This window comes from Rhizobium sp. CF142 (assembly GCF_000281145.1).
GTDB lineage: Bacteria > Pseudomonadota > Alphaproteobacteria > Rhizobiales > Rhizobiaceae > Rhizobium.
Map to the genome: position 1 here is coordinate 1 of NZ_AJWE01000019.1, position 21,312 is coordinate 21,312.

Genomic DNA, 21,312 nt, shown 5'->3' on the forward strand with positions numbered 1-21,312 from the left:
GGCACCCCGCCGGCAGGCGGCAGTCACGGCGCGCACCAAGGATTTAAAGAAGGCGGGGCAGAATATATGAGCATGTTCGGTTCATCCCATTTCGGATTGCCGCGCCTGAAGCCGCTTTCGTCGAAGCGGTCGCACATCGTTTCGGTACTCGACATCGGTTCGACCAAGGTCGTCTGCATGATCGGCCGCCTGACGCCGCGTGAGGAAAGCCAGATCCTGCCGGGTCGCACGCACAATATCGAGATCATCGGCATCGGCCATCAGCGTTCGCGCGGCATCAAGACCGGCGTGATCGCCGATCTCGATGCGCTGGAAAGCGTCATTCGCCTTGCCGTCGACGCGGCCGAGCGCATGGCGGGCCTCACCGTGGAGAGCCTGATCGTCAACCTGACGGCCGGCCGCCTCGGCAGCGACATCTATACCGCGACCATCGATCTCGGCGGTCAGGAAGTCGAGTTGAACGACCTGAAGAAGGTGCTTTCGGCCGCCTGCCAGCAGTCGCTGCGCCAGGACCGGGCCGTCCTGCATTCGCTGGCGACCGGCTTCTCTCTCGACGGTGAGCGCGGCATCCGCGATCCGCTGGCGATGTATGGCGATGCACTCGGTGTCGACATGCATGTCGTGACCGCGGAACGCTCGGCGCTCAAAAATCTCGAGCTCAGCGTCAACAGGGCGCATCTTTCGGTGGAAGGAATCGTTGCAACACCTTATGCATCTGGTCTTGCCGCACTCGTCGACGATGAAGTCGAACTTGGCTGTGCGGCCATCGACATGGGCGGCGGCACGACGACGATTTCGGTCTTTGCCGAAGGCAAGCTTGTCCATACCGATGCTGTCGGCCTCGGCGGTCATCATGTGACGACCGACCTCGCACGCGGCCTTTCCACACGGATCGAGGATGCTGAACGTTTGAAGGTGGTCCACGCTTCGGCGCTGACCAATTCTTCCGACGAGCGTGAGCTGATCTCCATTCCGCCGATCGGCGAGGATGATCGTGATCAGCCGACGCAGGTGCCGCGGGCTCTGGTCTCGCGCATCGTTTCGGCGCGCATCGAAGAGACGATGGAACTCATCCGCGACCGGATCCAGCGTTCGGGCTTCAGCCCGATCGTCGGCAAGCGTGTCGTGCTGACGGGTGGCGCCAGCCAGCTCACCGGCCTTGCCGAAGTGGCGCGCCGCATCCTGGCCCGCAACGTCCGTATCGGTCGTCCGATGGGTGTCTCGGGTCTTCCGACGGCAGCCAAGGGCCCGGCCTTTTCGACGGCCGTCGGGTTGATGATCTATCCGCAGGTCGCGGACATGGAAACACATGCGTCACAGAGCAGCCTGCTTCTGTCGCTTGGAGGTAATAACAGCCGCATCGCCCGCATGGGCCAGTGGCTGAAGGAAAGCTTTTGAAATTGAGTGAATTGGCCGGCGTGGCGATGCGGCCAGAGAGAGAAGGAACTGGTACCATGACTATCAAGCTGCAAAAGCCTGACATCACCGAGCTGAAGCCGCGCATCACCGTGTTCGGCGTCGGCGGCGGCGGCGGCAATGCCGTCAACAACATGATTTCCGCAGGCCTCCAGGGCGTCGACTTCGTCGTTGCCAACACGGATGCCCAGGCTCTGACGATGACGAAGGCCGAACGGATCATTCAGCTCGGCGCCAGCGTCACGGAAGGTCTCGGCGCCGGCTCACAGCCGGAAGTCGGCCGTGCAGCCGCCGAAGAATGCATTGACGAGATCGTCGATCACCTGAACGGCACGCATATGTGCTTCGTCACCGCCGGCATGGGCGGCGGCACCGGTACGGGTGCTGCTCCTGTTGTCGCACAGGCCGCCCGCAACAAGGGCATCCTGACGGTCGGCGTCGTCACCAAGCCGTTCCACTTCGAAGGCGGACGCCGCATGCGTCTGGCCGAATCCGGCATTCAGGAACTGCAGAAGTCTGTCGATACGCTTATCGTCATTCCGAACCAGAATCTCTTCCGGATCGCCAACGACAAGACGACCTTTGCCGACGCTTTCGCCATGGCCGACCAGGTTCTCTACTCGGGTGTTGCCTGCATCACCGACCTGATGGTGAAGGAAGGTCTCATCAACCTCGACTTCGCTGACGTCCGTTCGGTCATGCGCGAAATGGGCCGCGCAATGATGGGTACGGGTGAAGCTTCCGGTTCGGGCCGCGCCATGCAGGCCGCCGAAGCGGCGATCGCCAACCCGCTGCTCGACGAAACCTCGATGAAGGGCGCACAGGGCCTGCTGATCTCCATCACCGGCGGTCGCGACCTCACGCTCTTCGAAGTCGACGAAGCTGCAACCCGCATCCGCGAAGAAGTCGATCCGGACGCCAACATCATCCTCGGGGCGACCTTCGACGAATCGCTCGAAGGCATCATCCGCGTCTCGGTCGTCGCCACCGGTATCGACCGCGCGATGAACCAGGCTGCCGATCGTTCGTTCCAGCCGGTCGCAAAGCCGGCTATCCGTCCCTCCGCGGCCGTTGCTCCGGCTCCGGCCGCAGTTCAGCCTGCTCCGGTAATGCAGGCACCGAAGGCCGACCAGATTGCACAGACCATCCGTATGGCTGAAGCGGAGATGGAACGTGAACTGGAAATCCCGGCTCCGCGTGCCGCTGCCCCGATCCAGCAGCAGCCGGCGATGCAGGAAACCTTCCGCCCGCAGAGCAAGATTTTTGCTTCTGCGCCTGAAGCAGCCCCGGTGATCCGTCAAGCTCCGGTACAGCCGGCTCCCGTCATGCAGCAGTCGGCTCCACAGCCGGTCATGCAGCAGCAGCCAATGCACCAGCCGGTGATCCGCCAGGCTCCCGAGCAGGTCCGCATGCCGAAGGTCGAGGACTTCCCGCCGGTCGTCCAGGCTGAGATCGACCATCGCTCGCAGCCTGCTGCTTCGCACGTCCAGGAAGAGCGCGGCCCGATGGGTCTGCTCAAGCGAATCACCAATTCGCTCGGCCGCCGCGAAGAGGAGGTCGCTCCGGAAATGACCTCCGCGCCGGCTGCATCCTCGCAGCAGCGCCGTCCGCTGTCGCCGGAAGCAAGCCTCTACGCACCGCGTCGCGGTAACCTCGACGACCAGGGCCGTGCCGTTCCGCAGGCCCGCATGATGCAGGAAGACGACCAGCTGGAAATCCCGGCCTTCCTGCGCCGCCAGTCGAACTGAGAAGAGCACTTCTCCACAGAAAACGCCCGGGACTGTAATCCCGGGCGTTTGCATTTCTACCTGATTGAATTCTAAATGCTTTTCGCTCTGCGGATTTCGTAACAAATCGAAACGAACAGTGATTTGGATTGCAGCGCGCGTCCACGTAAGTATGAGGCAAGCGAACTGCCCTTAGAGTCCGCTTCGAGCGGTTCGGGCAGTGTAGAAGAAAGATCCAGCCGGTTGGCAACAATGGGTATGGAAGAATAAAGGCAGAATTTTATGGGACTTGGCTTGTTGGGCTTTCAGACGACGGTATCGCGTCCGGTGACTCTTTCGGGCATCGGCGTTCATTCTGGTGCCGACGTTTCGATCACCTTCAATCCGGCCGAAGCCGGCACCGGCGTGATTTTCCAGCGCATCCATGACAATGGCGACGTTAGCGAACTGAAGGCTGTCTCCTCGCAGGTCGGCAATACCGATCTCTGCACCGTTCTCGGCTTCTCGCCGGCCCATTCCGTCGCGACGATCGAACACGTGATGGCAGCCGTTTACGCTCTCGGCCTCGACAATGTCGTGATCGAAGTCAGCGGCGCCGAAATGCCGATCATGGATGGCAGCTCGGTTCCCTTCGTCGAAGCTATCGAACAGGTCGGTCTCGTTTCCCTCGGCGTCAAGCGCCGCTACATCCGCATCACCAAGCCGGTTCGTATCGAGCATGGCGGTTCCTGGAGCGAGTTCCGCCCCTATGACGGCACGCGCTTCGAAGTCGAGATCGATTTCGAATGCCCGCTGATCGGCCGCCAGAAGTGGGAAGGCGATCTCACCGCCGCCGTCTTCAAGACCGAACTGTCGCGTGCGCGCACCTTCGGCTTCATGCGTGATGTCGAGCGTCTCTGGGCTTCGGGCCATGCCCTCGGCTCCTCGCTTGAAAACTCGGTCGTCATCTCCGACGACAATACCGTCATCAATGTCGAAGGCCTGCGCTATGCCAAGGACGAGTTCGTGCGTCACAAGACGCTCGATGCCGTCGGCGATCTGGCGCTCGCCGGCGCACAGTTCATCGGCTGCTACCGTTCCTATCGCGGCGGCCACAAGATGAACGCCAACGCTCTCAAGGCACTGCTCAGCGATGCCTCGGCCTATGAAGTGGTCGAGACTTCGACGCCGCGCCAGCGCGTTGCCGTTCGCGAATTCATTGCAGTCAGCGCTCCGGAATTCGCCCCCTGGTCGGCATGACCTCCAGTATACCAATTAAGGCCAGGGCCGCCTCCTAACGGGGGCGGTTTTTTTATGGGGAAGGGGCCACAAGCGCGTCGATAGATGTTTTGCGGCATATATTTAGCCGCTGCCGCTTCGAATGCCGGTGAAAAGCCAGACATTCTCGGCAGTGCTGCCACAAAAATGCGTTAATGCGTGATCATTGCGTTGCTCTTGACAGGTATTTGTGGCTAGAAACGCCAGCTAGGCGTGGCTGCTGTGGAGTGGACGGCGGCGGTGGGATTCTTTCGAATGGCTTATGCAAGGTCTGACATGATGATGAAGACAGCGCGCGCTTTGCTCGCATCCGTGATGGTGCTGAGCGCAGGTGCCTTGATTTCCGGCTGCCAGTCGGACCCTGATATCGACATCACCAAGCTCGGCCTCGAAACCGATCCGCCAGATGTGCTTTACACCCAAGGCCTCGCCAACATGAAGGCCGGCAACATGGCCGAAGCTGCGCGCAAGTTCGACGCGATCGATGCGCAGAACCCCTTCTCGGAATGGGCGCGCAAGGCGCTCGTCATGAGCACCTTCGTCAAATACCGCCAGGGCCGCTTCGACGACGCGCTTGCATCGGGCAACCGTTATATGGCGCAATATCCGAAGTCCAAGGATGCCGCTTACGTGCAGTATCTCGTGGGCCTGACCTATTCCAAGCAGATCGTCGACGTGACACAGGACCAGCGCGCCTCGCAGAAGACGATCGAGGCGATGCAGGCCGTCGTCGACAACTATCCTGACTCCGAATACGTGGATGACGCGCAGGCCAAGATGCGCTTTGCGCGCGACCAGCTGGCCGGCAAGGAAATGCAGGTCGGCCGCTATTACATGGAGCGCAAGGAATATCTTGCCGCGATCTCGCGCTTCCGCATCGTCGTCGAGAAATATCCGAACACGAATCAGGTGGAGGAGGCGCTCGCCCGTCTCGTCGAAGCCTATTATGCGTTAGGCGTCGTCGAGGAGGCGCAGACTGCCGCTGCCGTTCTCGGTCACAATTATCCCGACAGCCAGTGGTATGCTGATTCTTACAAGCTGCTGCAGTCGGGCGGCGCGGAACCGCGTGAAAACAAGGGTTCGTGGATCGCTGCAGCGGGCAAGAAACTCCTTCTCGGTTCCTGAGGCCAATGCTGATCCAGCTTTCGATCCGCGATATCGTTCTGATCGAGCGGCTGGATCTTGCCTTCGAGACCGGCCTCTCCGTGCTGACGGGTGAGACGGGTGCGGGCAAATCCATCCTGCTCGACAGTCTGTCGCTGGCCCTTGGCGGGCGCGGCGATGGCGGCCTCGTTCGCCATGGCGAGGAGAGGGGCCAGGTGACCGCCGTCTTTGATGTCGGCCTGGATCACGGCGCCCGCAGGCTCTTGCGCGAAAACGGCATCGATGACGAAGGCGATCTGATCTTTCGCCGCCAGCAATCCTCCGATGGGCGCACCAAGGCCTATGTGAACGACCAGCCTGTCAGCGTGCAGCTAATGCGTCAGGCTGGACAGATGCTGGTCGAGATCCACGGCCAGCACGACGACCGCGCACTTGTCGATACCAATGCCCACAGAACGCTGCTCGACGCCTTTGCGGGCATCAACGAGGATGTGCAGGGCGTGGCCGCGCTGTACCGGCAGTGGCGCGACAGCGAGCGCACGCTCAAGAAGCACCGCGAGAAGGTCGAGGTCGCTGCCCGCGAGGCGGATTATCTGCGCTCCTCCGTCGAAGAGCTCGAAAAGCTCTCGCCACGCGATGGCGAAGAGGATGAGCTTGCCGACCGCCGCCAGAAGATGATGAAGGCGGAGCGTATTGCCGGCGATATCGCCGAGGCCTCCGAATTCCTCAACGGCAATGCCTCTCCCGTGCCGCATATCGCCTCGCTGGTGCGTCGTCTGGAGCGCAAGAGCCATGAGGCGCCCGGCCTGCTGGAAGACACTGTAGCCCTGCTCGATGCGGCGCTGGATCAGCTTTCGAATGCGCAGATGGAAGTGGAAGCCGCGCTGCGCAAGACAGAATATGATCCGAAGGAACTGGAGCGCGTCGAAGAGCGGTTGTTTGCGCTGCGCGCTGCCTCCCGTAAATATTCCGTTCCCGTCACCGAGCTTCCGGCGCTCGCCGTGCGTATGATCAGCGATCTTGCCGATCTCGATGCCGGTGAGGAGCGCCTCTCCAAACTCGAGGCGGAAGTCGGGGTCGCCAAGGCGAATTACGATGCGGCCGGCCGCTCGCTTTCCGAGAAACGTCACCATGCCGGCGATGCGCTGGCGCAGGCCGTCATGGCCGAGCTGCCGGCGCTGAAGCTCGAGCGCGCCCGCTTCATGGTGGAGATCACCACCGATGCGGAGGAGGCGACGGCCGAGGGCATCGATGTTGTGGAATTCCACGTCCAGACCAATCCGGGCACACGGCCGGGCTCGATCATGAAGGTCGCCTCGGGCGGCGAACTCTCGCGCTTCCTGCTGGCGCTCAAGGTGGCGCTTGCCGACCGCGGCTCGGCGCCGACGCTCGTCTTTGACGAAATCGACACGGGCGTGGGTGGAGCGGTGGCGGATGCGATCGGCCAGCGGCTGAAACGGCTTTCCGAGCGCGTGCAGGTTCTCTCCGTCACTCATGCGCCGCAGGTGGCGGCCCGCGCTGCCACGCATCTCTTGATCTCCAAGGGGCCGTCCGGCGACGGCTCCGACAAGATCGCCACGCGTGTCGCAACCATGGCCCAGAAGGACCGCACGGAAGAGATTGCCCGCATGCTCGCAGGGGCCTCCGTGACGGAAGAGGCGAGGGCGGCTGCCGCGCGGTTGCTGGCGGGGAACGGCTAGGCATAAGCCGCCGGTGACAAGCCGGAGGTGCTGCGCTATCTGACGTCACCCACCGGTGAGGTTCGGCCATGATGCGGCTTTTCCATTTCAGCGATGATCCCGCTATTGCGGTTTTTGAGCCGCGCCCTGTGCGCGTTCCCTCGGAGCGTCTGGCGGGAATGGAATGGCTGAACGGTCCGCTCGTCTGGGCGATCGATGACATCCACGACTTCATGTATCTCTTTCCGCGCGATTGTCCGCGTATTCTGATCTGGGCGACGCCCGAGACATTAGATGAAGATCGCCGCTTGCTCGGCGACTGGCGGGGTGCCGCCTATATCGAGCGTGGCTGGCTGGCGCGGCTGTAGGCCGAAAGCATCCACCGCTACGAGATGCCGTCCGATAGTTTCGAGGACCTGCAGGACGCGGGAATGTGGGTGTCGCGCAGGACGGTTCTGCCGCTCGCACTCACAGCCATGTCCGGCCTCGATCGCGAATTTGCGCCGCGCGGCATCGAGCTCCGTGTCGTTGACAGCCCCATGCCGCTGAAGGCCCTGCAGGATAGTGCGCTACATGTCAGCGCCATCAGACTGCGCAACGCGCAGCCATAATTCAAAACATTGGTGCTATTTCAATCGCGGAATTTTGCTCTAAAACCATTGCAGATTCTCTGGAGTGAAGCTGCATGTCGACCGAATCCGTCGCTGTTGAGGACCTGACCCTTGAAGACGCTGCCATCGAACTGGGACGGCTGGCCAAGGAGGTTGCGCGTAACGATGCGCTCTATCATGGCAAGGACCAGCCGGAGATTTCCGATGCTGACTATGACGCGCTGAAGCGCCGCAACGATGCGATCGAGGCGCGGTTTCCGGAGCTCATTCGCGAGGACAGCCCGTCACGCCGCGTGGGGGCCGAGCCGTCCAACACGTTTGCGCCTGTCGTTCATGCCCGGCCGATGCTGTCGCTCGACAACACCTTTTCTCAAGAGGATGTGCGCGACTTCGTTGCCAGCGTCTATCGCTTCCTCGGCCGCCTGCCGGACAATTCCATCGCCTTTACGGCCGAGCCGAAAATTGACGGGCTTTCCATGTCGATCCGCTATGAGAACGGCAAGCTGGTGACGGGCGCGACCCGCGGCGACGGCACGACGGGCGAAAACGTCACGGCCAATATCCGCACCATCAAGGAAATCCCAAACGAGCTGCCGAAGGGTGTTCCATCCGTCGTGGAAGTGCGCGGCGAGGTCTACATGGCCAAGAGCGACTTCATGGCGCTGAACGCTCAAATGGAGGCCGAAGGCAAGCAGACATATGTCAATCCGCGCAACACTGCCGCGGGGTCGCTGCGCCAGCTCGACGCGAAAGTGACGGCGAGCCGCAAGCTGAGATTCTTCGCTTATGCCTGGGGCGAGATGTCGGACATGCCCGCCGATACGCAGATGGGCATGGTCGAGACCTTCAAAAGCTGGGGTTTCCCGGTCAATCCGTTGATGAAGCGGCTGAGCTCGGTTGACGATATCCTTGCCCATTACAGCGAGATCGGCCTCGAACGACCGGACCTCGATTACGATATCGATGGCGTCGTCTACAAGGTGGACAGCCTCGAGCTGCAGCAGCGTCTCGGCTTCCGCTCGCGCAGCCCGCGCTGGGCGACTGCGCACAAGTTTCCTGCCGAGCAGGCCTTCACTGTTGTCGAGAATATCGACATCCAGGTCGGCCGGACCGGCGCGCTGACGCCGGTGGCGCGGCTGACGCCGATCACCGTCGGCGGCGTCGTCGTCACCAATGCGACCCTGCACAATGAGGATTATATCAAGGGTATCGGCAACAACGGCGAGCGCATCCGTGAGGAGGAGCACGATATCCGCATCGGCGACACCGTCATCGTGCAGCGTGCCGGTGACGTGATCCCGCAGGTGCTCGATGTCGTCATGGAAAAGCGGCCTGCTGAGGCGCAGCCCTATCAGTTTCCGAAAGTGTGCCCGGTCTGCGGTTCGCATGCGGTGCGTGAGCGGCATGAAAAGACCGGCAAGCTCGATTCCGTCACTCGTTGCACCGGCGGCTTCATATGTCGCGCGCAGGCGACGGAAGAGCTAAAGCACTTCGTTTCGCGCAATGCCTTTGATATCGAGGGACTTGGCTCCAAGCAGATCGACTTCTTCTTCGAGAGCGAGGATCCTGCGCTGCAGATCCGCACGGCGCCCGATATTTTCACGCTGGAGAAGCGGCAGCAGCAGTCGATCACCAAGCTGGAGAATATCGACGGTTTCGGCAAGGTCAGCGTCGGCAAGCTCTATGCGGCGATCAATGAGCGACGCAGCATTGCCCTTCATCGCTTCATCTACGCGCTCGGCATTCGTCATGTGGGTGAGACGACGGCGAAGCTCCTGTCGCGCTCCTACAATACCTACGAGGCCTTTGCGACGGCAATGAAGGAGGCGGCAACGCTTTCGGGCGATGCCTGGAACGACCTCAACACCATCGAGGGCATCGGCGAGGTCGTGGCGCGCGCCATTGTGGAATTCTACAAGGAGCCACGCAATATCGAGGTGATCGGCCGCCTGATCGACGAGGTGACGCCGCAGGAGGCCGAACAGCCGGTTACAACGGGTAGCCCGGTCGCGGGCAAGACGGTCGTCTTTACCGGTTCGCTGGAGAAGTTCACCCGCGAAGAGGCGAAGGCGAGGGCCGAAGGCCTCGGGGCAAAAGTGGCGGGTTCGGTCTCCAAGAAGACCGATATCGTGGTTGCTGGCCCCGGCGCCGGCTCCAAGCTCGACAAGGCCCGCGAACTCGGTGTCCAGACCATGGACGAGGACGAGTGGCTGGCGCTGATTGGCGGGTGAGGGGAGCACTGCGCTAGACGTCGGGCCTCCGTCTTTTTACAGGCCTGCCTTTTACTCGCCGTCATGCTCGGGCTTGTCCCGAGGATCTGCCAGGCATCAATATATGAGACGGCATTAGATGCTCGGGACAAGCCCGAGCATGACGGAGGAGAGGTTGGCAGACCCAGTTGTAGTTAGAGCCCGCCGCTCTTCTCGTTCCTCAGCCGCGCCATCGTATAGGCATCGACATATTGCCCGTCGCGATAGCCGAAGGACCTGAGCAGACCTTCCTTCTCGAAGCCGAATTTCTCGTAGAGGCGGATGGCTGCCTTGTTATCCGTGTAGACGGTCAATTCCATCCGCTTAATGTCGTGCCAGTTATCAGCGGCGTCGAGGAAGGCGGCCATCAGGAAGGTTCCGACGCCGCGGCCGGTGAAATCGTCGTGCACCCCCATGCCGAGACTTGCGGCGTGCTGGCGTCGCCCTTCGAAGCGGTTCATACCGCCGTTGGCAACGAGCTTGCCATCGAGCTCGACGACGAGATTGAGCGCACTGGGCGAGGGGGTTTCCATACGCTTGCGCACGGCGTCGATGCTTTGAAAGGGCGGGCGCAGTGTTCCCGCCCGGTAGCCCGGCAGGTTCATCAGTTCGGTGACGGCTTCGAGATCGCTCATGCGCAAGGCGCGAACGCTGAGGCCTTGCAAGAAAGGATTCTCGGGTGGGGTATCCTGATTGACTGACATCATACTCTCCTTGGGGTTCTAAAAGAGGAGAGCGGAGTTTTCGGAAAACCCTGCTCGCCTCGGCAGGGTTCTCGAGGATGATCGGACGGCTAGTGACGCACTATCTCTCCCGCGTACCCTGCAAGGGTCGTGGTGATAAGATGAAGGGTGTGGGCCGCAGAGTTGATCATGGACGGAAGTTTCGCCATTCGCGTGCAGATGTCAACAGGCCATAATTTGCCTTCGGATGCGGCTATCTTTATTCCGATAAGGACAGACGATTCGGATATCTGCCCGTGAAGACCATCGCCATCGATTTCGAGACAGCCAACGAACAGCGCGGCAGTGCTTGCTCGGTCGGCCTTGCCTGGATCGAAGACGGGCGGGTGACGCGGGTCGAGGAGCGGCTGATCCGCCCACGCGACATGCGCTTTTCCGGCATGAATATCGCGATCCACGGCATTCGCCCTGAGCATGTCGAGGATGCGCCTGAATTCCCCGAGGTCATGGACGAGTTTGTTGACGACTTCCGAGGCGCGACGATGATCGCTCATAATGCCGCCTTCGATTTCAGCGTCTGGCGGGCGAGCCTCGATCTTTACCGGCAGTCCTATCCGGAGCTGACCTATCTCTGCAGCCTGAAGATGGCGCAGCGCATCTGGCCGCATTTCCTGTCGCACCGGCTGAACCTGATTGCCGAGCATCTCGGCCTGCGTTTCGTCCACCATAATGCGGCTGAAGATGCTGCCGTTTGCGCGGCAGCGGCAATCGAAATGGCAAAGGCCGTCAAGGCTGCGACGGTTGCCGCCATTCCAGCTGTCATCGGTATGACACCAGGTAGGCTGATGGCGGCCGGCTACGCGCCCTGCACCTGCCGCAAGAGCTGAGCTTCGCTTTCTTGCAAAGGGTTTGGCCATTCTTATCTTAGCTTCCGGATCAACACGGGAGTTGCCATGTCCGCTTTGCGCAATCTTTTCCTCTCTGCAGCGTTCCTCACCGTTTCCGCAGGCGCGACATCCGCAGAAGTCGTCGGCAAGGTCGGGGTCGACTGGATCGGCAACGACATCATAATCGAGGCGGTCTCCGACCCTGAGGTGAAGGGAGTGACCTGCCATGTCACCTATTTCGACCGCAGCCTGATCGACCGGTTCAAGAACGGCAACTGGTTCGAAGATCCCTCGAACAATTCCATCGCCTGCCGCCAGACGGGGCCGATCGAGATCGGCAATATCGATATGTCCAAGGATGGCAGCGAAGTGTTTCGCCAGGGCATGTCGCTGATCTGGAAGACGCTGGCAGTCAACCGCATCTACGACAAGGCGAATAATACGCTAATCTATCTCGCCCATTCGCGCGAGCTGACGGATGGTTCGGCGAAGATGTCGATTTCGACGATCCCGCTCTACGGGCAGGACGTGGTGTGGAAGAACGGCAAGCCGCAATGAAAAAGGCCCGGACGAGCCGGGCCTTCTGATACCAGATGGGAAGAGCGATCAGGCAGCTTCGCGTGACAGCTCGTCGGCGATGACGGTGTCGAGGTTGAGGAAGCAGACCATGGTCTTTTCGAGCGCGACGATGCCGCGGCAGAAGGCGCGCTGGGCTTCCGGGATGATTTCCGGCGGCGGCTGAAGGTCTTCGCTCTTGATGGTCATCATGTCGGAGACCTGCTCGACCAGCAGGCCGACGAGCTTACCGGCGATGTCGGTGACGATGATGGCGGAACGCTCTGACGGCTCCGTCATCTTCATGCCGAGGCGGCAGGCCATGTCGATGACCGGGATCACCGCGCCGCGCAGGTTGATGAGGCCGAGAACGTAAGGCGGGGTGTGCGGCATCGGGGTGACCGGCGCCCAGCCGCGGATTTCGCGGATGGCCATGATGTCGATGCAGAATTCCTGATCGCCCAGATGGAACGAAACGATTTCGAGATAGGCACCCGACTGCTTGATGGCGTTGTTGTTGTTCATGATCAGAATTCTTCCCAGTTGTCTCCGGCCGGAGAGGCGAGTGTCCTGGCGGCTGCGCCGCCCGTGAATGCGCCCGCGACCTTGCCGATGAGGCGCCGTGCGGGTGAAGACTTCGGATGCGAGGCTGCGGAGGCTTCTCGCGGCGTTTGACGGGCGCTCATGCCCTCGCCGATATTGAACTGCCGAACCAGCTGCGTCAGGTTTTCCGCATCAGTTGCGAGAGTGTGGCTGGCGGCGTTCGTTTCTTCCACCATGGCCGCATTCTTCTGCGTCACCTGATCCATCTGGCTGATGGCTGTATTGATCTCATTCAGTCCGACTGATTGTTCGCGCGCAGAGGTTACGATTGATTTAACATGACCGTCGATGCGCAAAACATCTTCGCCGATCTGGCGCAAAGCCTCGCCGGCAGCCGTCACTAATTCGCCGCCGATTTTGACTTCAGCGCCGGATTTTCCGATCAAGGTCTTGATATCCTTGGCTGCTCCGGCTGCGCGGCCGGCCAGTTCGCGCACTTCCTGGGCGACGACCGCAAAACCCTTGCCGGCTTCGCCAGCACGCGCCGCTTCGACGCCGGCGTTGAGTGCCAGCAGATTCGTCTGGAAAGCAATCTCATCAATGACGTTGATGATGGTGCCGATCTCGCGGGAAGCGCCTTCGATTCGCTCCATCGCGGCCATCGCATCGCCAACGATGGCATCGGATTTCTCGGTGTTCTGGCGAGTGTGAGCGACCATGTTGCCGACTTCCTCGGCGCGGTTGGTGGCGTTACGGACGGTGGCGGTGATCTCGTCCAGCGCCGCCGAGGTCTCTTCCAGGGAAGCGGCCTGTTGTTCTGTGCGCTTGGCAAGGTCGTCGGCGGCGGCTCGCATCTGGTGGCTGTTGGCCTGAATCGAGCCGCTGTTCTGGGCAATGTCGCTCATCGCCCTGCGCAGGCGCATGGCAGTCTGGTTGAAATCTTGACGCAGCCTTTCCAGCTCGTCGCGGAATGGCTGGTCGATGGTCGCCGTCAGATCGCCGTTGGCAAGGCGGGTGAGGCCCTGCGCGAGCGCCATGACGGCGGCGCTCAGCGCCTCCGCATCGGCAAGCTTGGCAGATTCGCGCTCGCGGCGCTCGGCATCGCTGCGCTGGCGGTCGGTCTCGGTGCGGGCTTCCAGATCGATCTTTTCGATGGCTGCAAGGCGGAAGCGTTCGGCGGCGCGGGCCATTTCGCCGATCTCGTCACCACGCTCCTTACCGGCGACGTTGCTTGCAAGATCGCCGTTCAAGATGCGCAGCATGCTTTCGCGCACGGTGACGATGCCGCGGCGTATGGAGCCGCCATGGATATATTGCAGCGCAGCCATGGTGAGGATGGCGATGACGCCAAGCGCGATCTGGATGACCAGCGAGTTGCGGGAGGTCTCGTTGGCGCTTTCGATGCGCTTGCGGGCAACGACGGTGCCGTCACTGGCGAACTTGTCGAGGGTGGCGGCGAGCTTTTCGCCGTCAGCGTCGATACGATCGTCAATCTTGTCGAATTCGGCATCGGACGCGCCCTGTTCGACGAGCGCCTTGAGGTCCACCTGGATGGCCTGGCGAAGCGCGCCGACATCGGAATCGTAGCTTTTCAGCAGGTCGCCGGCCTTCAGCTCCTCGGCGATCATGCTTATTTCCTTCGAGCCGCTGGAGAGAGTTGCTAGCGAATCGGCAATGATCTTCAGGCGGTCGGGCTGGACGATCTTCTCTTCCCGGTCGACGATCGAGTCCATGGCGGCGAGAACCAGCGTCAGATTGGCGACTCGCATGTCGTTGATGCTGTCGATGCTCTGCTGGATCTCGTCAGCGCGGCGCAGGCCGGTATCGACCTGCATGTTCTCGTACCAGCCGATGCCGAGCATCGAGCCGAAGCCGATGAGAGCAGCCCCGCCGAGCGTCCAGAGCCGCTGGCCGACCGAAAGGTTTCTGCGAACCGTCGAATTTGTCATAAAGCCACCCTCCGCCCCAGGCGGTTTTTAGTTCCCTCGATTTTTATGCTGATCCGGTTCATGCTCCGGCCGACATCATGTCGGAACAGTGCCGAAGCACTGTGTGCATTACTAAATATAGATATCCGAAATTAAGCCTTTCCTAACGATATATTTCTTGGGGTTGCTTCGAGCCGTTCACGGCAAGCCGTTAGAAAGGTGCGATAATTCGCCTTTGTACGACTTTTTCTCAGGACGTTTGCCCGCATCTGGCATTCATCAAGGTGGGGCAATTAATCACGGGTGAGAAAACGCATTCTTGAATTGCGTGGCTGCGATCGCGACTATAATCACACAGGCGAGACGGATGGGGGCATCCGGACTTTTGTTTTTACGCAATTCCGGACGCAAAACCGCTGCGCACTTTTGCTGGAATTGCTAGCAAGGAAAGTACCATGAAGAATTTCCGTATCGCCGTCTGGATCGCAGTGCTAGCACTCGCCGGTGTGCTCGGCTGGTTCACGCTGGACCAGAGCCGAACGAGGGAAGTGGTGGCTGAGGGTCCGTTCGGGGTGCCGTTCACGCTGGTCTCGCAGAGTGGCCAGCCGATTACGGAGCAGGCCCTGCGCGGTAAGCCGACGGCCTTGTTCTTCGGCTTTACGCATTGCCCTGAGGTCTGTCCGACGACCCTCTTCGAGCTCAACGGCTGGATGGAGAAGGTCGATCCGGAGGGTAACAAGCTGCAGGCCTATTTCGTGACCGTCGATCCCGAACGCGACACGCCCGAGATCATGAACGAGTATGTCTCGAATGTTTCCAAGCGCATCACCGGCATCTCCGGCCCGCCGGACAAGATCGCCGACGTCATCAAGGGCTTCCGCGTCTATGCCAAGAAGGTGCCTGTCGACGAAAAAAATCCTGATGGAGATTACACGATGGACCATACGGCCTCGGTCTTCCTGCTGGATTCGGCCGGGCGTTTTGCGGGAACGATCTCCTATGGCGAAAACCCCGATACGGCGATAAAGAAGCTTGAGAATCTCGTCGCCAAGGGATGACCGGCAGCTGAATATGTTGGAACCGGGAGCGGGCGACGCAACCGGAAAGATTGCCTATCGTGAGTGAAATCCGCCTTTACGTGTCGACGACTGAAAAGCAGGCCGAGGAAATCCTCGACCTTCTGAGCGAGGTCTTCGGGGAAGAAGATTTTGCCATCGGCACGACCGAGATCGACGAGAAGAAAGATATCTGGGAAGCCTCCGTCTACATGATGGCGGAGGAAGAGGCGGATGTGCGCACTCGTATCGAGGCGGCGCTGAAGGATGCTTTCCCGAATGCCGCGCTGTCGCGAGAGGTCATTCCGGATGTGGACTGGGTGGTTAAATCGCTTGAAGGGCTGAAGCCCGTCAGGGCGGGGCGCTTCCTCGTTCATGGCTCGCATGATCGCGACAAGGTGCGCACCGGCGACATCGCCATCGAGATCGATGCCGGCCAGGCTTTCGGTACCGGCCATCATGGCACGACGGCCGGCTGCCTGGAGGTGATCGACCGGGTGGTCCGGGCACGCAGGGTGCGCAATGCGCTGGATCTCGGCACGGGAAGCGGCGTGTTGGCAATTGCGGTGCGCAAGCTGCGCAACATTCCCGTGCTTGCAACCGATATCGACCCGATCGCGGTCCGTGTCGCGGCCGAGAATGTTCGGCGCAACGGCATCGCCAGCGGCATCAGCACGGTGACGGCACCCGGCTTCCATTCGACCGCCTTTTCCGAACATGGACCTTTCGACCTCATCATCGCCAATATTCTGGCGCGGCCGCTGATCAGAATGGCGCCGCAGCTCGTCACCAATCTGGCGCCGGGCGGATCGGTGATCCTGTCCGGCATCCTTGCCAGCCAGCGCTGGAAGGTGATTGCCGCCTATAATGGCGCGAAGCTTCGCCACGTGCGCACGATTTGGCGCAATGGCTGGGTGACGATCCATCTCGATCGTCCGTAATCTCGGGGAATTCAGAACAAGAAAAAAGGCGGTGCCAGGGGCACCGCCTTGGACCGGCATTTAAATCCGGTCTTGCCCGCGAGCTCGAAGGAGGAGGATGCTCGAGCGGGCACTACTGCATTCCGATAGGCCTGTCCGGTGGAGGGAGGAGGATCGGAAGGGCTTTAAGCTCAGAATGCGTAGCTCGGTGCGCCCTTGTGGCGCGTGGAACGCTGGCCTGCTGCGAGCACCTTGAGGCTATCCTCATTCTGTGGGCGGCGGGCACCGATGACGTGACGCACAGTCTGGCGTTCGCCAGCCTGTACCGGGCTGCTGTAAGCGAAGCGCGAGAGAGAGGCGGTCATTTCAAAAAATCCTTTGTTGATGGTTCGTCGTGAACCGTTCGATGCGCTGTATATAGCTATTCCGTCATGCGGTGGCAGAGGGTTTGTTTCATTGCAGCCATGCGCGTAATGCATGAAGCGTGCCAGTTTCCCACATCGAGACACATTTCTGCCAAATTATTGGGCGGCCTGGCCTTCCCAGGCGGTTCGCATCGCTTTTTCTCCCCAATGACTGAAAATTCGCTAACATGGCCGTTATCCCATTAACCGGATTCGTTTCATTCATTCGGGTTTCCAGCATGTTCCAGTCTTTCGAAGTCACCTCCACGCCGCAGTTCGGCAGGGAACGGGTTTCCGCACTGCGCGCCAGTTTCGACGCGCTCGGCATCGATGCTTTCCTCGTGCCGCGCGCCGATGAATATAACGGCGAGTACGTGCCTGCCTGCGCGGAGCGGTTGTCGTGGCTCACTGGCTTTACCGGCTCTGCGGGCGTTGCGCTGATCACCCGGACGGAAGCGATCGTCTATGTCGACGGGCGCTATGTGACGCAGCTTGCCGAGCAGGTGGATGGGTCGGTCTTCACGGGCGGCGATCTCGTCAACGAACCGCCGCATGTCTGGCTGCCTGCGCATGGCAAGAAAGGGCTGAAGCTCGGTATCGATCCGTGGCTGCATTCGGGTGCCGAGGTGCGCAAGCTCGAAAAGGCGGTGTCGGAGATCGGTGGCGCACTGGTTTTCCTGCCGCATAATCCGCTCGACAAGCTCTGGGCTGACCGGCCGGCGGAACCGCTTGGGCCTGTCGTCATCCAGAACGTGGCGCAGGCCGGTATTCTCGCCAAGGACAAGATCGCCATCATTGCCGCCGATCTCGGCAAGAAGAACCTCAAGGCAGTGCTCATCGCCGACCCGTCTTCCATTGCCTGGATCTTCAATATCCGCGGCGCTGACGTGCCGCATACGCCGCATCCGCTGGCGCGCGCCATCATCCATGCCGACGGCAAGGCGGAGATCTTCCTCGACAAGCGCAAGACCGGCATCGAGCCGGAAGCCTATCTCGCGCAGATCGCCACCCAGCTTGCGCCCTCGCTGCTGGATGAGAAGCTCGCTGCGGTCGCCAAGGATGGCGGCCGCATCCTCATCGATCCCGATATCGCCTCCTATGCACTCGCCGAGATCATCCGCAAGGCTGGCGGCGAAGTCGTGGAAGGTGTCGATCCGGCAAAGCTGCCGCGGGCTGTGAAGAACAGCGTCGAGATCAATGGCTCGGCCGCTGCCCATCTGCAGGACGGTGCGGCCATGGTGGAGTTTCTCTACTGGCTGTCGCAGAGCAAGCCCGGCACGATCACCGAAATTGGCGCCGCCGAACGGCTGGAAGCGGCTCGCGCCAGGCTGGGTCAGAGCATGCAGAACCCGCTGAAGGATATTTCCTTCGACACGATCTCGGGTGCCGGCGAACATGCGGCCATCATGCACTACCGGGTGACGACGGCGACCGACCGGCATATCCACCCGGGCGAACTCTTCCTGATCGATTCCGGCGCGCAATATATCAACGGCACGACCGATATCACCCGCACTGTCGGCATCGGTGCTGTCAGCGAAGAGCACAAACGCTTCTTCACATTGGTGCTGAAGGGCATGATCCAGATCAGCACAGCGCGTTTTCCGAAGGGCACGCGCGGCTGCGATCTCGATCCGCTGGCACGCATCGCGCTATGGCGGGCAGGGGCCGATTTTGCGCATGGCACGGGCCATGGTGTCGGCTCCTATCTCTCGGTTCACGAGGGGCCGCAGCGCATTTCGCGGCTTTCGACTCAGGAGCTGCTGCCGGGCATGATCCTCTCCAACGAGCCGGGTTACTATCGGCCCGGCCATTTCGGCATCCGCATCGAGAACCTGATCTATGTGCGGGAGGCTGAAGCCATCGATGGCGGCGACATGCCGATGCTCGGCTTCGAGACGCTGACCTTCTGCCCGATCGATCGCAGCATCGTCATCCCCGAATTGCTGACGCATGACGAGCTGCACTGGTTCAACGAATACCACCGCCAGACGCGCGAGGCTCTGATGCCGCTGATCCACGACCATGACGTCAAGGCATGGCTGGAGAATGCGACTCTGCCTTTGGAATACTGAGCGGCCGGATATCCGGCCTTCGGTTTAGAGACCGATCGTGTGCCGCCAGGTCATCACGATGATCCAGGCGGCCGCGAGCATCCAGGTGTGCGAGAAGCGCAGGCCGATGATGAGGGCGACTGCGAGCGCCAGTTTCGAATCCCAACCACCGATGAAGAAGGCGGGCGCGACAAGCGTCGTCAGCACTGCTGCCGGCACGGCGTTCAGCGCCGCTTCCATGCGCGGCGGAATGCGCTTCATCTTGGTGATCATGATGTAGCCGCCGATGCGGGTCGCGAAGGTCGCGGCTGCAGCAGCCAGAATCACGAGAGCCATGTGGAGATCGAACTGCATCTCAGACCTCGTGGTTTTCGGTGTTGAGAGCGTCGGCTTCAAGATCCGGCTCCTCGGCGGGCAGGGGCATCAGCGCGGCAAGGAGGATGCCTGCCACAGCGCCCAGGCTTACGTGCCAGGGGGAGCCGACGAAATGATAGGCGATGACCGAGGCGACGGCGCTCGTCAGTGCCACAGCCAGGAAGTTGTCACGCTTGCGGAAGCCGAGCACGATGCCGAGGAAATAGGCCGGCAGCAGGATATCGAGGCCGATCGTCTTCGGATCGCCAATGAGGGATCCGAGCATGCCGCCGATAAGGCTGATGATGACCCACGGAATGTAAATGATGATGCCGAAGCCGAGATACCAGGTGAAGGTAACGGGCTGACCTGCCTCACCGCGCCTGACGGTCTCGGCAAATTGTGGATCGACCAGCAGGAAGAAGGTGAAGAACTTCTGGATCGCCGTGAAATGCCTGATGTAGCGGGCAATCGCCGCAGAATAGAGCACGTGGCGGAAGTTGACCGCGAGGATCGATAGAACGATCACCCAAGCCTGCACATTGTGGCCGAAAAGCTCGATACCGACCAGCTGACTGGCGCCCGCATAGACGGTGGCGCTCATGAAGGTAAGTTCGGAGAGCGACATGCCCTGCTCGGCGGCAAGGGCGCCGAACAGCGCTCCGAAGGGGGCAGAAGCGAGCGCCACGGCAAATCCGCCCCGCAAACCTTCGACAAAGTCGGCGCGATTCATGGGATTAGGTCCTGTTGGAATTGAAATTTCCCTCTATGGTGTCTCACCTGCTGCGGCAATTGAATTTCCTTGATTCATCAATCGATTTTGCTGAAGCGTTACCGGTTTACGTCACCGGCAAGGCGAGGGAGACAATGAAGAAGATCGAATTTACAAAAGAGGAAAAAGCGGAAATCGTTTCGCGCATCCGGCAATATTTCGACCGTGAGCTCGACCCGATCGGCGCGCTGCCGGCCGAATTCCTGCTCGACTTCTTCGCCGAGAAGATCGGACCCTATTTCTATAATCGCGGCTTGAGAGATGCCCACGCCGCCTTCCTGAAGAGCATGGAGGATTTCGGAGAGGAGATCTATCTCTTGGAGCGCGAAGGCGAGAAGAACGGCTGATTAGGCAGCCAGAATATCGGCGCTGTTGACGATCTCAATGCCGTTCTGGCGCATCTCGTCGATGGCCGCGGCGACACCTTCGGGCGTTATGCCACGGCTTGCGTCCTCGATGAAGCGGACCTTGACACCAGGGATCAGCTCCAGCGCATCGAGCGCAGAGAATTTTACGCAATAATCCGTCGCAAGCCCGCAGACGTCGAGTTCGGTGATGCCCTGATCCACCAGGAAATCGGCAAGGCCGGTCACGGCATACTGATCGTTGTCGCGGAAAGCGGAATAGCTGTCGACATTCTTGTTCTCGCCCTTCTGCTGGATGAGGTCGATTTGGGCAGAGTGGAGCTCGGGGTGCAGTTCGGCGTCGCGCGTATATTGCACGCAGTGATCCGGCCACAACATCTGCGGCTTGCCGGAGAGTTCGCCCATCTCGAAAGGGTTCTTGTCGGGATGCGAGGAGGCGAAGCTTCCGTGGTCGGCCGGATGCCAGTCCTGCGAGGCGATGATGAGATCGTATTTGCCGCTGTCGATGAGGCTGTTGGCGACGGGAACAACTTCATGGCCATCCAGAACCGGCAGGTTGCCTCCGGGACAGAAGCCATTCTGAATATCGACCAGCAGCAACGCCTTCATCAAGCTATCCCTTACGCATTCCGCGTCGCAAAATGCCGACCAGTGCCAGCACAATCAACTAGTGGATTTCCGGGGGGCAAGGCGCAAGTGCTATTTCTCGTATCGAGAGTGGCAAATGGCTGCATCAACGTATTTTTCTG

The 21,312-nt window shown here is 60.7% G+C and carries 19 protein-coding genes and 1 pseudogene; 13 read left to right on the top strand and 7 right to left on the bottom strand.

Going from position 1 to position 21,312, the window contains the following annotated elements; all coding sequences use genetic code 11:
* Positions 1–66 precede the first annotated feature (66 nt).
* The 7 genes and pseudogenes from ftsA (at position 67) to ligA (ending at position 10,025) form a co-directional block, all read left to right on the top strand.
* Positions 67–1,398: a cell division protein FtsA gene (ftsA, locus tag PMI11_RS05605; protein WP_007814338.1), complete on the top strand. Its 1,332-nt coding sequence runs from the start codon at positions 67–69 to the stop codon at positions 1,396–1,398.
* Between the two features lie 56 nt (positions 1,399–1,454).
* On the top strand, positions 1,455–3,164 hold the full coding sequence (gene ftsZ / locus PMI11_RS05610; protein ID WP_007814341.1) for a cell division protein FtsZ: 1,710 nt from the start codon (positions 1,455–1,457) through the stop codon (positions 3,162–3,164).
* 261 nt (positions 3,165–3,425) lie between these two features.
* On the top strand, positions 3,426–4,382 hold the full coding sequence (gene lpxC, locus PMI11_RS05615; protein ID WP_007814342.1) for a UDP-3-O-acyl-N-acetylglucosamine deacetylase: 957 nt from the start codon (positions 3,426–3,428) through the stop codon (positions 4,380–4,382).
* Between the two features lie 273 nt (positions 4,383–4,655).
* Positions 4,656–5,525 (top strand): outer membrane protein assembly factor BamD, encoded by an 870-nt coding sequence (locus PMI11_RS05620; RefSeq protein ID WP_193385595.1) that lies wholly within the window; start codon positions 4,656–4,658, stop codon positions 5,523–5,525.
* A gap of 5 nt (positions 5,526–5,530) precedes the next feature.
* Complete coding sequence (gene recN, locus PMI11_RS05625) at positions 5,531–7,204, top strand: DNA repair protein RecN (protein ID WP_007814346.1); 1,674 nt, start codon at positions 5,531–5,533, stop codon at positions 7,202–7,204.
* A gap of 71 nt (positions 7,205–7,275) precedes the next feature.
* A pseudogene (locus tag PMI11_RS05630) lies at positions 7,276–7,794 on the top strand (DUF6886 family protein).
* Between the two features lie 74 nt (positions 7,795–7,868).
* A complete protein-coding gene (gene ligA / locus PMI11_RS05635) occupies positions 7,869–10,025 on the top strand; it encodes an NAD-dependent DNA ligase LigA (RefSeq protein ID WP_007814352.1) in 2,157 nt (718 codons plus the stop codon).
* A 173-nt stretch (positions 10,026–10,198) separates the two neighbouring features.
* Here ligA and PMI11_RS05640 read toward each other — a convergent pair whose 3' ends face one another.
* On the bottom strand, positions 10,199–10,747 hold the full coding sequence (locus tag PMI11_RS05640) for a GNAT family N-acetyltransferase (protein ID WP_007814355.1): 549 nt from the start codon (positions 10,745–10,747) through the stop codon (positions 10,199–10,201).
* 275 nt (positions 10,748–11,022) lie between these two features.
* Between PMI11_RS05640 and PMI11_RS05645 the strand changes: the two genes are divergently transcribed.
* Both PMI11_RS05645 and PMI11_RS05650 read left to right on the top strand, forming a co-directional pair.
* A complete protein-coding gene (locus PMI11_RS05645) occupies positions 11,023–11,613 on the top strand; it encodes a 3'-5' exonuclease (RefSeq protein ID WP_007814356.1) in 591 nt (196 codons plus the stop codon).
* Between the two features lie 66 nt (positions 11,614–11,679).
* Positions 11,680–12,171 (top strand): CreA family protein, encoded by a 492-nt coding sequence (locus PMI11_RS05650; RefSeq protein WP_007814358.1) that lies wholly within the window; start codon positions 11,680–11,682, stop codon positions 12,169–12,171.
* Between the two features lie 48 nt (positions 12,172–12,219).
* Here PMI11_RS05650 and PMI11_RS05655 read toward each other — a convergent pair whose 3' ends face one another.
* Together PMI11_RS05655 and PMI11_RS05660 are read right to left on the bottom strand one after the other, a co-directional pair.
* Positions 12,220–12,693: a chemotaxis protein CheW gene (locus PMI11_RS05655; protein ID WP_007814360.1), complete on the bottom strand. Its 474-nt coding sequence runs from the start codon at positions 12,691–12,693 to the stop codon at positions 12,220–12,222.
* A gap of 2 nt (positions 12,694–12,695) precedes the next feature.
* Positions 12,696–14,660, bottom strand: coding sequence for a methyl-accepting chemotaxis protein (locus tag PMI11_RS05660; protein ID WP_007814361.1), 1,965 nt, complete (start codon positions 14,658–14,660; stop codon positions 12,696–12,698).
* A gap of 434 nt (positions 14,661–15,094) precedes the next feature.
* On the opposite strand from PMI11_RS05660, the gene PMI11_RS05665 reads away from it, so the two are divergent.
* The gene (locus PMI11_RS05665; protein ID WP_007814363.1) at positions 15,095–15,697 is read left to right on the top strand and encodes an SCO family protein; all 603 of its coding nucleotides are present in this window, start codon (positions 15,095–15,097) and stop codon (positions 15,695–15,697) included.
* Positions 15,698–15,756: 59 nt separating this feature from the next.
* On the top strand, positions 15,757–16,635 hold the full coding sequence (locus PMI11_RS05670; RefSeq protein ID WP_007814365.1) for a 50S ribosomal protein L11 methyltransferase: 879 nt from the start codon (positions 15,757–15,759) through the stop codon (positions 16,633–16,635).
* Positions 16,636–16,805: 170 nt separating this feature from the next.
* On the opposite strand, the gene PMI11_RS37675 is transcribed toward PMI11_RS05670, so the two are convergent.
* Positions 16,806–16,979 (bottom strand): hypothetical protein, encoded by a 174-nt coding sequence (locus PMI11_RS37675; RefSeq protein ID WP_007814367.1) that lies wholly within the window; start codon positions 16,977–16,979, stop codon positions 16,806–16,808.
* Positions 16,980–17,257: 278 nt separating this feature from the next.
* Between PMI11_RS37675 and PMI11_RS05675 the strand changes: the two genes are divergently transcribed.
* The gene (locus PMI11_RS05675; RefSeq protein WP_007814369.1) at positions 17,258–19,093 is read left to right on the top strand and encodes an aminopeptidase P family protein; all 1,836 of its coding nucleotides are present in this window, start codon (positions 17,258–17,260) and stop codon (positions 19,091–19,093) included.
* A 24-nt stretch (positions 19,094–19,117) separates the two neighbouring features.
* On the opposite strand, the gene PMI11_RS05680 is transcribed toward PMI11_RS05675, so the two are convergent.
* Entirely contained in the window at positions 19,118–19,426 is a 309-nt protein-coding gene (locus PMI11_RS05680) for an AzlD family protein (protein WP_007814371.1), read from the bottom strand.
* Between the two features lies 1 nt (position 19,427).
* Positions 19,428–20,159 (bottom strand): AzlC family ABC transporter permease, encoded by a 732-nt coding sequence (locus tag PMI11_RS05685; RefSeq protein WP_007814373.1) that lies wholly within the window; start codon positions 20,157–20,159, stop codon positions 19,428–19,430.
* 134 nt (positions 20,160–20,293) lie between these two features.
* Between PMI11_RS05685 and PMI11_RS05690 the strand changes: the two genes are divergently transcribed.
* Positions 20,294–20,545 (top strand): DUF2164 domain-containing protein, encoded by a 252-nt coding sequence (locus PMI11_RS05690; protein WP_007814375.1) that lies wholly within the window; start codon positions 20,294–20,296, stop codon positions 20,543–20,545.
* Here the strand turns inward: PMI11_RS05690 and pncA are convergent, their stop codons facing one another.
* A complete protein-coding gene (pncA, locus tag PMI11_RS05695; RefSeq protein WP_007814377.1) occupies positions 20,546–21,172 on the bottom strand; it encodes a bifunctional nicotinamidase/pyrazinamidase in 627 nt (208 codons plus the stop codon).
* Between the last annotated feature and the right edge of the window lie 140 nt (positions 21,173–21,312).